This is a genomic window from Pseudomonas sp. efr-133-TYG-23 (assembly GCF_030209215.1).
In the GTDB taxonomy this organism is placed as follows: domain Bacteria; phylum Pseudomonadota; class Gammaproteobacteria; order Pseudomonadales; family Pseudomonadaceae; genus Aquipseudomonas; species Aquipseudomonas rhodesiae.
Map to the genome: position 1 here is coordinate 236,566 of NZ_JARVSL010000018.1, position 14,554 is coordinate 251,119.

Sequence of the window (14,554 nt, forward strand, 5' to 3'; positions counted from 1 at the left end):
AAACCTCGTACACGACAGCTTTAAGCTACAAGCTTCAAGCTGCAAGAAATCAAATAAACCGGCACAACGCGCGCTGCTGTTAGCGTGCGGCTTGAAGCTCAATACTTGCCGCTGCGTCATCATTGCGGACTCGCAAGTGTGCTGGAGAGCAGAGATTTCAAACTCGCTGCCTTCGGTTTGACCAGCCAGAAACGACGCAGGTAATCATCGAGATTCTCGGCGAGGTTGCGACCCCATTCGCTGCCGGTTTCCTCGACGTACTCGTCCAGCACGTGCTGCAAGTGGTTCCGGTAGGATTCCATGGCTTCGCCGCTGATCCGCTGGATCTCGACCAACTCGTGGTTGACCTTGTCGACGAAGGTGTTGTCCTGATCCAGCACGTAGGCGAAACCGCCGGTCATGCCCGAACCGAAGTTGTAACCGGTCTTGCCCAGTACCGCGACAAAGCCCCCGGTCATGTACTCGCAGCAGTGATCGCCAGTACCTTCCACCACCGTGTGGGCACCGGAGTTACGCACGGCAAAACGCTCACCGGCCGTACCGGCGGCGAACAGCTTGCCGCCCGTGGCGCCGTACAAGCAGGTGTTGCCGATGATGGCACTGTCCTGGGTCTTGTAGATGCTGCCCTTAGGCGGAACGATGACCAGCTTGCCGCCGGTCATGCCCTTACCCACGTAGTCGTTGGCATCGCCTTCCAGGTACATATGCAGGCCGCCGGCGTTCCACACGCCGAAGCTTTGGCCCGCCGTACCCTTGAAACGGAAGGTGATCGGCGCTTTCGCCATACCCTGGTTGCCGTGCTTGCGCGCGATTTCGCCGGAGATGCGCGCGCCGATAGAGCGGTCGCAGTTGCAGATATCCAAGGCGAATTCGCCACCGCTGGCGTCGTTGATCGACGATGCGGCCATCTCCACCATTTTCTCGGCCAGCAGGCCCTTGTCGAACGGCGGGTTGCGGTCGACGCCGCAGAACTGCGGTTTGTCGGCCGGGATGTGATCGCTGCCCAACAGCGGCGTGAGGTCCAGGTGCTGTTGCTTGGCGGTCTGGCCTTCAAGCACGTCCAGCAGATCGGTACGGCCAATCAGTTCTTCCAGCGAGCGCACGCCCAGCTTGGCCAGCCACTCACGGGTCTCTTCGGCAACGTAGGTGAAGAAGTTCACCACCATGTCGACGGTGCCGATGTAGTGATCCTTGCGCAGCTTCTCGTTCTGAGTGGCGACGCCGGTGGCGCAGTTGTTCAGGTGGCAGATACGCAGGTATTTGCAGCCTAGGGCGATCATCGGCGCGGTGCCGAAGCCGAAGCTCTCGGCGCCGAGGATTGCCGCCTTGATCACGTCCAGGCCGGTTTTCAGGCCGCCGTCGGTTTGCACACGGACCTTGCCGCGCAGGTCGTTGCCGCGCAGGGTCTGGTGGGTTTCGGCCAGGCCTAGTTCCCACGGCGCGCCGGCGTACTTGATGGAGGTCAGCGGCGATGCGCCGGTGCCGCCGTCGTAGCCGGAGATGGTGATCAGGTCGGCATAGGCTTTGGCCACACCGGCGGCGATGGTGCCCACGCCGGCTTCCGCCACCAGTTTCACCGAAACCAGCGCCTGCGGATTGACTTGTTTGAGGTCGAAAATCAGCTGCGACAAATCCTCGATCGAGTAGATGTCGTGGTGCGGCGGCGGCGAAATCAGGGTCACGCCAGGCACCGCATAACGCAGCTTAGCGATCAGACCGTTGACCTTACCGCCCGGCAACTGGCCGCCCTCACCGGGCTTGGCGCCCTGGGCGACTTTGATCTGCAGCACTTCGGCGTTGACCAGGTATTCCGGGGTCACACCGAAACGGCCAGTGGCGACCTGCTTGATTTTCGAGCTCTTGATGGTGCCGTAGCGTGCCGGGTCTTCGCCGCCTTCGCCGGAGTTGGAACGCGCACCCAGGCGGTTCATGGCTTCGGCCAGGGCTTCGTGGGCTTCGGGCGACAAGGCGCCGAGGGAAATACCCGCAGAGTCGAAGCGCTTGAGGATCGACTCCAGCGGTTCGACCTCGCTGATGTCCATCGGCGTGTCCAGGGTCTTGACCTTGAGCAAGTCGCGGATCATCGACACCGGGCGGTTATCCACCAGGCTCGTGTATTCCTTGAATTTTGCGTAGTCGCCCTGTTGCACAGCGGCTTGCAGGGTGCTGACCACATCCGGGTTGTAGGCGTGGTATTCGCCACCGTGTACGAACTTGAGCAGGCCGCCTTGCTGGATCGGCTTGCGCGCGCTCCAGGCTTCGGCCGCCAGGGCTTTCTGCTCGGCTTCGATGTCAACGAAACGCGCACCCTTGATGCGGCTCGGCACGCCACGGAAGCTCAGTTCGCAGACTTCTTCGGACAGGCCGATGGCCTCGAACAGTTGCGCACCGCGATAAGAGGTCACGGTGGAGATGCCCATCTTCGACAGGATCTTCAGCAAGCCCTTGGTGATGCCCTTGCGGTAGTTCTTGAACACCTCATAGAGGTCGCCCAGTACTTCACCGGTACGGATCAGGTCACCTAGCACTTCGTAGGCCAGGAACGGGTACACCGCCGAGGCGCCGAAGCCGATCAACACCGCAAAATGATGCGGATCGCGAGCGGTGGCGGTTTCCACAAGAATGTTGGAGTCGCAACGCAGGCCTTTTTCGGTCAGACGGTGATGCACCGCACCGGTGGCCAGCGAAGCATGGATCGGCAACTTGCCCGGGGCGATATGGCGGTCGGTCAGCACGATCTGGGTACGACCGGCGCGCACGGCTTCTTCAGCCTGGTCGGCAACATTGCGCACGGCGGCTTCGAGGCCGAGGCTCTCGTCGTAGTTCAGGTCGATGATCTGGCGGTCGAAGCCTGGGCGATCCAGGGTCATCAGCGAGCGCCACTTGGCCGGGGAAATGACCGGCGAGCTGAGGATCACCCGAGAGGCGTGCTCAGGCGACTCCTGGAAGATGTTGCGCTCGGCACCGAGGCACACTTCCAGGGACATCACGATGGCTTCGCGCAGCGGGTCGATCGGTGGGTTGGTCACCTGGGCGAACTGCTGGCGGAAATAGTCGTATGGCGTGCGCACGCGCTGGGACAGCACGGCCATCGGCGTATCGTCGCCCATGGAGCCGACCGCCTCGTAGCCTTGCTCGCCGAGCGGACGCAGCACCTGGTCGCGCTCTTCGAACGTGACCTGGTACATCTTCATGTACTGCTTGAGCTGGTCGATGTCGTAGAAAGCCGAACCGTGGTCGTTGTCTTCCATGGTCGCCTGGATGCGCAGGGCGTTCTTGCGCAGCCATTGCTTGTACGGATGCCGCGACTTCAAGCGGTTGTCGATAGCGTCGGTGTCGAGGATCTGCCCGGTTTCGGTGTCCACGGCCAGGATCTGGCCAGGGCCTACGCGGCCTTTGGCGATCACGTCTTCAGGCTTGTAGTCCCATACGCCGATTTCCGAGGCCAGGGTAATGAAACCGTTGGTGGTGGTGACCCAACGCGCCGGGCGCAGACCGTTACGGTCGAGCAGGCACACCGCATAGCGACCGTCGGTCATCACCACGCCGGCCGGACCGTCCCACGGTTCCATGTGCATCGAGTTGTACTCGTAGAATGCACGCAGATCCGGGTCCATGGTCTCGACGTTCTGCCACGCAGGCGGAATGATCATGCGTACGCCACGGAACAGGTCGATGCCACCGGTGACCATCAGTTCGAGCATGTTGTCCATGCTGGAGGAGTCGGAACCCACGCGGTTGACCAGCGGGCCGAGTTCTTCCAGGTCCATCAGGTCGTTGGCGAACTTGGTGCGACGGGCCACGGCCCAGTTGCGGTTGCCGGTAATGGTGTTGATCTCGCCGTTGTGGGCGAGAAAGCGGAATGGCTGGGCCAGCGGCCATTTCGGCAGGGTGTTGGTGGAGAAGCGCTGGTGGAACACGCAGATCGCGGTTTGCAGGCGCTCATCGCTCAGGTCCGGATAGAAGGCGGTGAGATCCGCCGGCATCATCAGGCCTTTATAAATGATGGTCTTGTGGGAAAAGCTGCAGATGTAGTGGTCAGTGTCGGCAGCATTGGCCACGGACGAGCGACGACGGGAAGTGAACAGCTTGATCGCCATGTCCTGGTCGCTCAGGCCATCGCCGGCGATGAACACCTGTTCGATCTGCGGCAGACGCTCCAGGGCCAGACGGCCGAGTACGCTGGTATCGATCGGCACTTTGCGCCAGCCGACCAGTTGCAGACCGGCGGCGACGATTTCGCGGTTCATGTTTTCGCGAGCGGCTTCGGCTTTGACCGGGTCCTGGTTGAAGAACACCATGCCCACCGCATATTGCTTGGGCAGATCGACTGCGAAATGCTCTTTGGCGACAGCGCGCAGGAACTGGTCGGGCTTTTGAATCAGCAAGCCACAACCGTCACCGGTCTTGCCGTCGGCGTTGATCCCACCACGGTGGGTCATGCAGGTCAGGGCCTCGATGGCCGTTTGCAGAAGGGTATGACTGGGCTCGCCCTGCATATGGGCTATCAGGCCGAATCCGCAGTTATCCTTGAATTCATCGGGTTGGTACAGACCTGCTTTCATAGACACTTTCTCACCAGGCTGCCTCTTATACCGAGGCAAATTTCTTTTCAATTCAACCGGTTACCTTCCACGCCGAACGTACGCCGGCTTAGCGGGGGCAAAAGGGAGGTCATTGTACACACCGACACAGACGCTCACAAATTTAGCGACGAAATGTCGCAAATCTATGTCGCATTTATGAAAGGTTTAAAGCGATATGCTGTGCTAGTCAAAACTTTTTTAATTCTGACCGCTACGACTCAAAAGCTACTGTGACGCAGACACCACAAAGCGCGCGGTCCCAAGAGACTGCACGCCATGCGATTTTTTTTGAGGTGCCGGGAGGGCGACCTGGGTAAGGCCGCCGGATCTTCAGCGAGTTGCTGCCAGTTCTTGTTGAACGCTGGCAACAGTGCGAGGCCAAGGTTTACCAGCCTGAACCTTCGCTGGCAAGGCTTTGATGGCAGAATCAGCTGCCGCACGGCTGGAGAAGTTGCCGTAGGTGATCACGTAGAGAGGCTTGCCGTTGAGCACTTTCTTGAAATAACGGTACTCGCCGCCCTGCTCTTTGACGAACGCCTGGGCATTGGCTTCGGAGCTGGTGCCGAGGATCTGCACCACGAAATTGCCGCTCGGCTGGCTGGCGTACCAGCTGCTGCCGGCGGTGCCGGCCTTGGCCACGGTAGCGGCCGGCTTTTCAGCAGGTTTGGTCACTGGCGCCGGTTTGGCAGCTGGGGCTGGAGTGGGCGCTGCGACCACAGGCTTGGTGACCGGTGCAGGTTTGGCGGTAGCGACAGTCGGCGCTGGGTTGGCCGCAGGCTGACCCGCTGGCACGCCTGCAGGCGGTGCGGTGGTGGTCACGGTCGGCGGCGTGGCGCTGGAGCCTTCCACCGGCACGCCGTCGTCGCCTTCGGAAATGCCGCCAGCCTCTTCGGCGAGCGGACCACGCATCACCGGCTGGCCCACCATCGGCAGATTGGTCGGCTGGCCGGAGTTGGCGAACTCCACATTCGGCGTAGGCTTGCCCAGCGGCAATTGCGCCTGCTCGGCAGGCGTGCCGGCAGTAGTAGGTGCCTTGCTGCGACCCGGGATCAACCAGGCGGCGGCAACGGCGACCACGACCACTGCGGAAATGGCCAGTACGTGCTTCTTCGGCATAGTGAACCCCATCTTTGGACGCTTGACCGCAGAGCGGCTGGCAATCATGGCTTCGATCATGGCATCGCGGGCAACCTGGTTGATGTTGCCAGGCCAGCCGCCTGCGCTTTCGTGAATATCAGAGATCTGCGCAGCGGAGAAAAGTTCGATGCCGGCCCCCGCGCCTTCGAGGCGCTGAGCCAGGTATTCGCGGGTCTCTTCTTCTTCGTAGGGCTGCAATTCGATAACGTGGAACAGCTCCTGATCGCCACTGATCTGCTCAAGATCGGCGATCAACGAAGACTCACCAAACAGGAACACATGAGGGCGACCCTCCGGCGTCCCCGCGGCCAGCGCCAGCAGGGCTTCCAGTGCCGACTCATCGAGCTGCTCGGCATCGTCCACCAGCAGATAGACTTCCTGCCCGGTCAGACCCAGTTGCACCACCTGCTTGAGGATTGCGTTCGGCTCTGCAGTGGACACGTCCAGCGCCTGGGCCACCTGGCCCAGCACACCGGCCGCATCGGTGGCACCACGGGCCGACACCACCACGCTCTGCACCGATTGCTTATTAGTGCTGGCTACCAGGGCCTGGCGCAGCAAGGTCTTGCCGCTGCCCAAGGGACCGGTCACTACCAGCAGCAGTTGGCTATAGCGCGCGAGATGATGAAGCTGTCCCAGCACCGGCTTGCGCTGGGCCGGGAAAAATTTGAAGCCAGGCACCCGTGGAGCGAAAGGGTCGTGACTTAACTGGTAATGGCCGAGGAACGCCTCGTCGGCATGCAAACTAGTCATGAGAATCTTATTAACCTTTAAGCTGGGCCAGGGCGCGGTAATCCGCTCCCAGCGTGGCCTGTAAAATCTCTTTCGGATAATCGTCGGTCACTACGGCTTCGCCCATGCGGCGCAGCAGCACCAGTCGCAGTCGACCGTCGATCACTTTCTTGTCTATCGCCATATGTTCGAGGAAGTCCGCCTCGGTCATCTCCTGCGGCGGAATGACCGGCAAACCGGCACGCTGGAACAGGCGGATACCGCGATCGCGCTCGTCGGCGCTGATCCAGCCCAGGCGGTGTGACATTTCCATGGCCATCACCGTGCCAGCCGCCACCGCCTCGCCATGCAACCACACACCATAGCCCATGTGGGTTTCGATCGCATGCCCAAAGGTGTGGCCCAGGTTCAGGGTGGCCCGTACGCCGGATTCGCGTTCGTCGGCATTCACCACCAGCGCCTTGGCCGCGCAGGAGCGGGAAATCGCTTCGGTGAGCGCCACCTGATCGAGACCGCGCAAGGCGTCCATGTGCTCTTCCAGCCAAGTCAGGAAGGGCTCATCGCAGATCAGCCCGTACTTGATGACTTCCGCCAGACCCGCCGACAACTCACGCGGTGGCAGAGTGTTGAGGGTGGCGGTGTCGATCAGCACAGCATTGGGCTGATAGAACGCGCCGACCATGTTCTTGCCCAGCGGATGGTTGATGCCGGTCTTGCCGCCCACCGACGAATCGACCTGGGACAACAGGGTGGTTGGCACCTGGATAAAGTCCACGCCGCGCTGGTAGCAGGCGGCGGCAAAACCGGCCATATCGCCGATCACGCCGCCGCCAAGGGCGACCACCGTGGTACGCCGGTCATGGCGCGCCGTCAGCAGGCCATCGAAGATCAGTTGTAGGGTTTGCCAGTTCTTGTGGGCTTCGCCGTCGGGCAGCACCACGGAAATCACTGAGTAGGCCGCCAGACTGCGGCTCAGACGCTCAAGATACAGCGGCGCGACTGTTTCGTTGGAGATGATCGCCACTTGCCGCCCGGCAATATGCGGCGCGAGCAACTCGGGCTGGTCCAACAGACCCTCGCCAATGTGGATCGGGTAGCTGCGCTCGCCTAGATCGACCTTAAGTGTCTGCATGTGTCCCCGCGTGAGAGATGAATTGACGACCGGTAACGTCGAGGTCCGACGCTGCCTGATGGCTCTACGCCACACCGCTCAGGGTGATGGCGCGACGCCGAGAATAGCGCATTTCGCCCCTGGCTTTAACGGGGAGGCAGCCGTTGCAGGCGTTCGAGAATGTCCAGCACCACCATGCGTGGCGGCCGCTCATCGGTTTCTACCACCAGATCGGCGATTTCCCGATACAGCGGATCGCGCAGCGCCAGCAGATCGCGCAAGGTTTTCGCCGGGTCGGCGGTGCGCAGCAAAGGGCGATTGCGATCACGAGCGGTACGGCCCACCTGCTGCTCGACCGACGCATGCAGATAGACCACCCGACCACCGGCATGCAGCGCTCGGCGATTTTCATCGCGCATCACCGCGCCACCGCCGGTAGCCAATACCACGCCATCGCAGCCGCACAGTTCGGCGATCATCGCCTGCTCACGGTCGCGAAAGCCCAGTTCGCCTTCTTTATCGAAGATCCACGGGATATTGGCACCCGTGCGCAATTCAATTTCCTTATCGGAGTCTTTGAATGGCAGGCGCAGCTCTTTGGCCAGCAAACGGCCGATGGTGCTTTTTCCAGCCCCCATCGGTCCTACAAGAATCAAATTTCGCACAGAATCAACGACTCACAGCAATCGCCTGGTTATTCATAATACGCGGAGTCAGGAATACCAGCAGCTCGGATTTTTTCTCCGCCAGCATATCGCGCCGGAAAAGGCGGCCAAGATACGGCACATCGCCCAAAAATGGCACTTTATCTACCACTTTGCTTTGGGTATTGGAGAAAACTCCACCGATCACGATGGTCTCGCCATCCTTGACGAGGACCTTGGCATTGACCTCGTTTTTCTTGATCGGCGGTACGTCATTGAGCCGGTTGAGATAGTCGGGCTCATCCTTGGTGACTTTCACCTCCATGATCACCCGGTCGTCGGGGGTGATCTGCGGGGTGACTTCCAGCGACAACGAGGCCTCCTTGAACGACACCGATGTCGCGCCGCTGGAGCTGGACTCCTGATACGGAATCTCGGTGCCCTTGAGGATGCGTGCGGTCTCCTTGTCGGAGGTCACCACTTTGGGCTGCGAGACGATTTCACCATTGCCGGTCTTCTCCATCGCCGTCAGTTCCAGGTCCAGCAGCAGATTGTCGGTGATATAGGCCACACCCAGACCGGACGACGCCGTCACCGCGCCCAGATCGACAAACGGCGAGCTGGGTGGGTTCTCCGGGGGTTGCGCGCCCTCCGGCAGCGGCTTAGGCATACCGCCGGCCTGCCAGTTGCCGCGCGCAAGCCGCCCACCCCAGCGCGCGCCCAGGCTTTTGTCGTAATCGACGTTGGCCTCCACGATTCGCGCTTCGATCATGACCTGGCGCACCGGAATATCCAGCTGCGCCACGATCCTTCGCAGCTCGTCGAGGCGTTCGCCGGTCTGGTAAGCGATGATGTTATTGGTGCGATCGTCCACCGCCACCGAACCGCGCTCGTCGGTAGCACCTTCCAGGCCGGTCACTGATTGGAACAGCTTGGCCAGGTCCGCAGCCTTGGCGTAGTTGACCTGCAACAGCTCGCGACGCAACGGCGCCAAGTCGGCCATTTGTTTGCGTGATTCCAGCGTCAGCAGTTCGCGGGCCGCCAACTCCTCGGCGGGCGCAACCAGCAATACCCCGGCCTTGATCCGCTTGTCCAATCCCTTCGCTTGCAGCACCAGGTCGAGGGCCTGATCCCACGGCACGCCTTTGAGCCGCAGTGTGATCGTGCCCTGCACGTCGTCGCCGGCGACCAGGTTCAGGCCTGCAACATCGGCGATCTGCTGAAGCACGGCACGTACTTCGATGTTCTGGAAATTGAGGTTGAGCGGTTCGCCGCTAAAGGCACTCACCACCGCCCTGCCAGGGGGCGGCAATTGGATGAGGTCCACACGATTGGGCACAGCGGCAGCCATCGGTGCCGTAAGCGCTATCCATAGCGCTACACCGAAGGACAGGAAAGTCCTTTTCATTTGCTTGATTCCGTTATGAGTTGACGTTCAGCACGAGGGTTCGCGGGCGCTCCAGCCAGGCACCCTGTTTATCGGGAAATAGCTCGACCAATTCGATATGGTTGTCATGAATGGCCGTGACTCGACCGTAATCGGGCCCCAGGTAATCGCCGACCGCCAGGCGATGCACCGTGGACGCCACCCGCAGCAGGGCGAAGGTCTGCGCCCCACGAGAGAGCGTGCCGACCATTTCGAATCGGTCCAGGGCAAGCCCCTCCAGCAGCCCCCTTGGCCGCATCGGGTCCGGCCCAGGCACGCGCCGCCCTGCCACATGCTCGACCTGCAAGCTCAACGGCTGGAACGGGTCGCGCAGGCCGGCGGCACGGTAGATAAAGCGCGGGTTGCGCAACGGCGACGGCTCAGCCTCATCCCTCACCGACGATGGCAGCACACGCCGGTAGATCCTGGCCTGTAGGTCAAGCCGCAACAAGCGGCCATCCGCTTGCAGGCGCATCTCATGCACCGTGGTAAATCGTGACAGATCAGCCAAGGCACTGAAGAACGAGGCGAGGTCGTGATAGGCGCCAGTGAGGCCGATCTGCACGGGCTGCTCGGCATACAGAGGCCGCAGTTGTTCATCCTGGGGGAGCACGGACTCGATCACCAAGCCATTGGCCAAGGCCAATCGGGCGATGTCTTCCAGCATGCCTGGCATCTGGGGCCCACCCGGCAACTGTCGCAACAGCCCCTCGACCTGGGCCTGCTTGAGTTGGAGCTGACGAGCGCGCTCTTCGAGCTCGGACGCTAAAACAGCTGATTCCGCGAGCTGCCGTTGCAGGGCCATCTCTTGCGCTTGCGCCTGCTGCAATCGGGCGCGGGCGGGGCCAAGCTGCATCAGCTCACCCATTGCCAGCACCAGGCCGCCCACGGCACAGCCCAGCAAGACCTTGCCAGGTAAGGGCAATTTTGCAGCGCGGTGAGAGAACGCGGAAAATTCGAGCCTGGGCCGGCTCATGGCTGGGCCTCGAAGGACGCTCCCTGGCGCACCATCAGCTGGAATCCATTGCTGCCTTGCGCGCCTTCGGTGCGCACATGCTGCAAACGAGCCCCATGGGCGCCCTCCGATGCTTCCAGACGGCGCATCAATTGGGCGATATCCTGGCTGGATTCGGCGGTGCCGCTGATACTCAGCGTATCGCCTTTGGCCACGACCTCATGCAGATGCACGCCATCGGGCACCGCACGGGCCAACTGATCCAACAATCGGGCACCGGATGAGTGGCCGCTGTGCAGGTCCTGCACGACTTTCATCCGCTCAGCCAGTTGCTGGCTTTGCACCTCTAGGTCGCCAAGGGTCTTGATACTGGAATCCTGAGTGGCGACGTCCTTGCTAAGGTGGCTATTACGCGTCACCTGCCGATCGATCGCTTGGTCGATAACCTGATCCGCCAGCCAAACGACGACCAACGCCGTGCACACGAACGCCAGAAGCAACGCCACAAAATAGTGACGGCGCCGTTCAGCCTGGGCTTGGCGCCAGGGCAAAAGATTGATTCGTGTCTTCAAGCGAAACTCCTCAGGGCCAGCCCGCAAGCAACCCCCATCCCTTGGGCATCCACGGCCCATTGTGCGCCGTCGACGCGATTGCACGGCGTGAAGCTGGCGAAATCCTGACTGCTCGCGCGCGCCAATGCAAACGCTTCAACATCGACCACCGCCGGTATGAGCCCGGCCATGGCCAAAACCGCCTCGCGGGCTTCGACATGTTCTTTCAGGCATGCCACCAGCAACACCTCGACCCGCGCCGCCTCGTGAACCGAGCGCCCCTGGACTTGAAAGTCGATGGCCATGTCATCCAATGGATAAGGAATGTACTGCTCGGCCTCCCGCTCGACCATAGCCAGCATCGCTTCGTCAGTAAGCCCCGCCTCCAGCTCGATGAGTCGCGTAATGACCGATGGCCCGGTCACTGCGACCGCTGCGCGCCGAACCCTCGTCTGCAACTTGAGCAAAGCGGTGTGCAACGCCTGGCCGATGCCGTCCAGGTCCAGGAACGCACCGTCGACCACCGCCCCGGCGGGCAGCCCCTGCGTGACATAACCTTGAACGCTGTAACCTGCGGGCGAGCGCCCCAGTTCGACTAGCCTGATGGCCGTGTCATTGATATCGATGCCCAGCAAGGTATCGACTTTTCGCCTGAATAATCCCTTTCCCATAAAACTCCCTAGAACATTGCCTGTCATACCGCCTGGTTGCCGCGGGACGCCGTGCATTCGGTCGACTTGTTGCAGAGGCGCGAATGACGCCCCAGGCCGAAAATGCTTTAATGCCCAGCGTTTTTTCCCGCTTTTTATCTGCAGCTCGGGTTGATCCATCGTTTGCCATGCATGCCCCGACGCCTAACCCATTCTTTTCTCTGGAAATCCAAAAGCCTTGATTCGTCTGCTGAAGTTTTTCGGGTACTCCATTGTCGCCATCGTCTGCGGGCTGTTGCTCGTACTCAGCGGGGCGTACCTCTACCTTAGTCCGGGTTTGCCGTCGGTAGAGGCCCTTAGAAGTATCCAGTTGCAGATTCCTTTGCGGGTCTACAGCAGCGATGAAAAACTCATCGCGGAGTTCGGCGAAATGCGCCGCACACCGATCCGTTTTGCCGACATTCCGCCTAATTTCATCAGCGCCCTGCTGTCGGCCGAGGACGATAATTTTGCCAACCACTATGGCGTCGACCCCAGCAGCCTGGTGCGCGCCGCCACCCAGTTGGTAAAAAGCGGACACATTCAATCCGGTGGCAGCACCATCACCATGCAGGTGGCGAAGAACTTCTTCCTCACCAGCGAGCGCAGCTTTTCGCGCAAAGCCACTGAAATCCTGTTGGCACTGCAGATCGAGCGACAGCTGACCAAGGACGAGATCCTTGAGCTGTACGTCAACAAGATCTACCTGGGCAACCGCGCCTACGGCATTGAAGCCGCCTCCCAGGTGTACTACGGCAAGTCCATCCGCGACGCCAGCCTGGCGCAGATGGCCATGATCGCCGGTCTGCCCAAGGCGCCTTCACGCTTCAACCCCCTGGCCAACCCGGCGCGTAGCAAAGAGCGACGCGACTGGATCCTGGGGCGCATGTACAAGCTGGGCAAGATCGACCAAGCCGCTTACGAAAGCGCCGTGGCCGAACCGCTGAACGCCAGCTATCACGTACCGACGCCGGAAGTGAACGCACCGTATATCGCCGAAATGGCCCGCGCCGAGATGGTCGGCCGCTACGGCAGCGATGCCTACACCGAAGGCTTCCGCGTGACCACCACGGTTCCGAGCGACCTGCAGGAAATCGCCAACGATGCGGTGCATTCCGGTCTGATTTCCTACGACCAGCGCCACGGCTATCGCGGCCCTGAATCGCGCCTGCCGGGCAAGACACTCAGCGCCTGGACCGCAGAATTGAGCAAACAGCGCCCCATCAGCGGCCTGGAACCCGCCATCGTCACCCAGGTGAAAAAAGACGGCCTGCAAGTACTGACCCGTACCGGCGAGGCCCATGTGGCCTGGGACAGCATGAAATGGGCGCGCCCTTTCCTGAACACCAACAGCATGGGCGCCATGCCCAAGCAGCCGTCGGACGTCGCGCAAGTGGGCGACTTGATCCGCGTGCAACGCCAGAAGGACGACAGCTTGAAGTTCAGCCAGGTGCCGCTGGCCCAGGGCGCACTGGTGTCGCTGGATCCGCAGAACGGTGCGATTCGCGCCCTGGTCGGCGGTTTCGCGTTCGAGCAGAGCAACTACAACCGCGCCACCCAGGCCAAGCGCCAGCCCGGTTCGAGCTTCAAACCGTTCATCTACAGCGCCGCACTGGACAACGGCTACACCGCCGCCAGCCTGGTCAACGATGCGCCTATCGTGTTCGTCGACGAGTACCTGGACAAGGTCTGGCGCCCGAAGAACGACACCAACACCTTCCTTGGCCCGATCCGTATCCGCGAGGCGTTGTACAAGTCACGTAACCTGGTATCGATCCGTCTGCTGCAAGCCATGGGCGTCGGCAAGACCATCGACTACATCACGCGCTTTGGCTTCAACAAGTCGGACCTGCCGCCGAACCTGTCGTTGGCCCTGGGCACCGCCACCCTCACACCGATGGAAATCGCCACCGGCTGGAGCACCTTTGCCAACGGCGGCTACAAGATCACGCCGTACCTGATCGACAAGATCGAAAGCCGCAATGGCGACACCCTGTTCACTGCCAACCCGCCACGGGTGCCGGGCGATGTGGTCAACGGCGTAGTTGCCACCGATGGCCTGGCTGCGCCGAGCCACGGCGGGATCACCATCGAGCCAACGCCCGGCACGACTCCGGCAGCCGCCAACCCTAGCGCCCCTAGCGAACCGCAGGCACCGGCTGTGGCCGAACGTGTCGTGGATGGCCGTACCACCTACATCCTCAACAGCATCCTGGAAGATGTGATCAAGAAGGGCACCGGCCGCCGCGCCCTGGCCCTGGGCCGCGCAGATATCGCAGGCAAGACCGGCACCACCAACGAATCCAAGGACGCCTGGTTCTCCGGCTACAACGGCGACTACGTCACCACGGTATGGACCGGCTATGACCAGCCGGAAAGCCTCGGTCGCCGCGAGTTCGGTGGCACCGTCGCGCTGCCGATCTGGATGAGCTACATGGGCGCAGCCTTGAAGGACAAGCCGCTGCACACCCAGCCGGAACCAGAAGGCATCCTCAGCCTGAGGATCGACCCGATCAGCGGCCGCGCTGCCTCGCCAAGCACGCCGAATGCGTATTTCGAACTGTTCAAGAGCGAAGATACGCCGCCGTCGGTCAACGAACTGGGCAATGGCGTCGTGCCGGGCAGCCCGCTGCCGGCGGATGAAGGCGCGCCGATCGATCTCTTTTAGAGAGCGGCAAGCTGTCAGCTACAAGCGGCAAGTTAAGAGCTGCTGTGGGCCGGTC

General features: G+C 61.5%; 8 protein-coding genes and 1 pseudogene. 1 reads left to right on the top strand and 8 read right to left on the bottom strand.

What is annotated here, in order from left to right:
• Positions 1-119 precede the first annotated feature (119 nt).
• From gltB to pilM, 8 genes and pseudogenes are all read right to left on the bottom strand, one after another.
• Positions 120-4,565, bottom strand: coding sequence for a glutamate synthase large subunit (gene gltB, locus QRN41_RS12665; protein WP_285421622.1), 4,446 nt, complete (start codon positions 4,563-4,565; stop codon positions 120-122).
• A 351-nt stretch (positions 4,566-4,916) separates the two neighbouring features.
• Positions 4,917-6,476 (bottom strand): SPOR domain-containing protein, encoded by a 1,560-nt coding sequence (locus tag QRN41_RS12670; protein WP_285421623.1) that lies wholly within the window; start codon positions 6,474-6,476, stop codon positions 4,917-4,919.
• A 10-nt stretch (positions 6,477-6,486) separates the two neighbouring features.
• Entirely contained in the window at positions 6,487-7,587 is a 1,101-nt protein-coding gene (gene aroB / locus QRN41_RS12675) for a 3-dehydroquinate synthase (RefSeq protein WP_034095512.1), read from the bottom strand.
• Positions 7,588-7,712: 125 nt separating this feature from the next.
• Positions 7,713-8,231 (bottom strand): shikimate kinase AroK, encoded by a 519-nt coding sequence (aroK, locus tag QRN41_RS12680; RefSeq protein WP_003187914.1) that lies wholly within the window; start codon positions 8,229-8,231, stop codon positions 7,713-7,715.
• A 4-nt stretch (positions 8,232-8,235) separates the two neighbouring features.
• A pseudogene (locus tag QRN41_RS12685) lies at positions 8,236-9,492 on the bottom strand (type IV pilus secretin PilQ); the annotation flags it as partial.
• A 139-nt stretch (positions 9,493-9,631) separates the two neighbouring features.
• The gene (locus tag QRN41_RS12690) at positions 9,632-10,612 is read right to left on the bottom strand and encodes a pilus assembly protein PilP (RefSeq protein WP_285421624.1); all 981 of its coding nucleotides are present in this window, start codon (positions 10,610-10,612) and stop codon (positions 9,632-9,634) included.
• Positions 10,609-11,163, bottom strand: coding sequence for a PilN domain-containing protein (locus QRN41_RS12695; RefSeq protein WP_034136581.1), 555 nt, complete (start codon positions 11,161-11,163; stop codon positions 10,609-10,611). Before QRN41_RS12695 ends, QRN41_RS12690 begins: the two co-directional genes overlap by 4 nt.
• A complete protein-coding gene (gene pilM / locus QRN41_RS12700) occupies positions 11,160-11,813 on the bottom strand; it encodes a type IV pilus biogenesis protein PilM (protein WP_243269794.1) in 654 nt (217 codons plus the stop codon). The genes QRN41_RS12695 and pilM overlap by 4 nt, the downstream gene beginning before the upstream one ends.
• 220 nt (positions 11,814-12,033) lie before the next feature.
• Here pilM and QRN41_RS12705 point away from each other — a divergent pair, with 220 nt between their 5' ends.
• Entirely contained in the window at positions 12,034-14,499 is a 2,466-nt protein-coding gene (locus QRN41_RS12705; RefSeq protein ID WP_375538196.1) for a penicillin-binding protein 1A, read from the top strand.
• Positions 14,500-14,554: the final 55 nt, after the last annotated feature.

Bases quoted from the DNA above. Each gene is read 5' to 3' on its own strand.
- gltB (WP_285421622.1), bottom strand. From the start codon at position 4,565: ATGAAAGCAGGTCTGTACCAACCCGATGAATTCAAGGATAACTGCGGA.
- QRN41_RS12670 (WP_285421623.1), bottom strand. From the start codon at position 6,476: ATGACTAGTTTGCATGCCGACGAGGCGTTCCTCGGCCATTACCAGTTA.
- aroB (WP_034095512.1), bottom strand. From the start codon at position 7,587: ATGCAGACACTTAAGGTCGATCTAGGCGAGCGCAGCTACCCGATCCAC.
- QRN41_RS12690 (WP_285421624.1), bottom strand. From the start codon at position 10,612: ATGAGCCGGCCCAGGCTCGAATTTTCCGCGTTCTCTCACCGCGCTGCA.
- pilM (WP_243269794.1), bottom strand. From the start codon at position 11,813: ATGGGAAAGGGATTATTCAGGCGAAAAGTCGATACCTTGCTGGGCATC.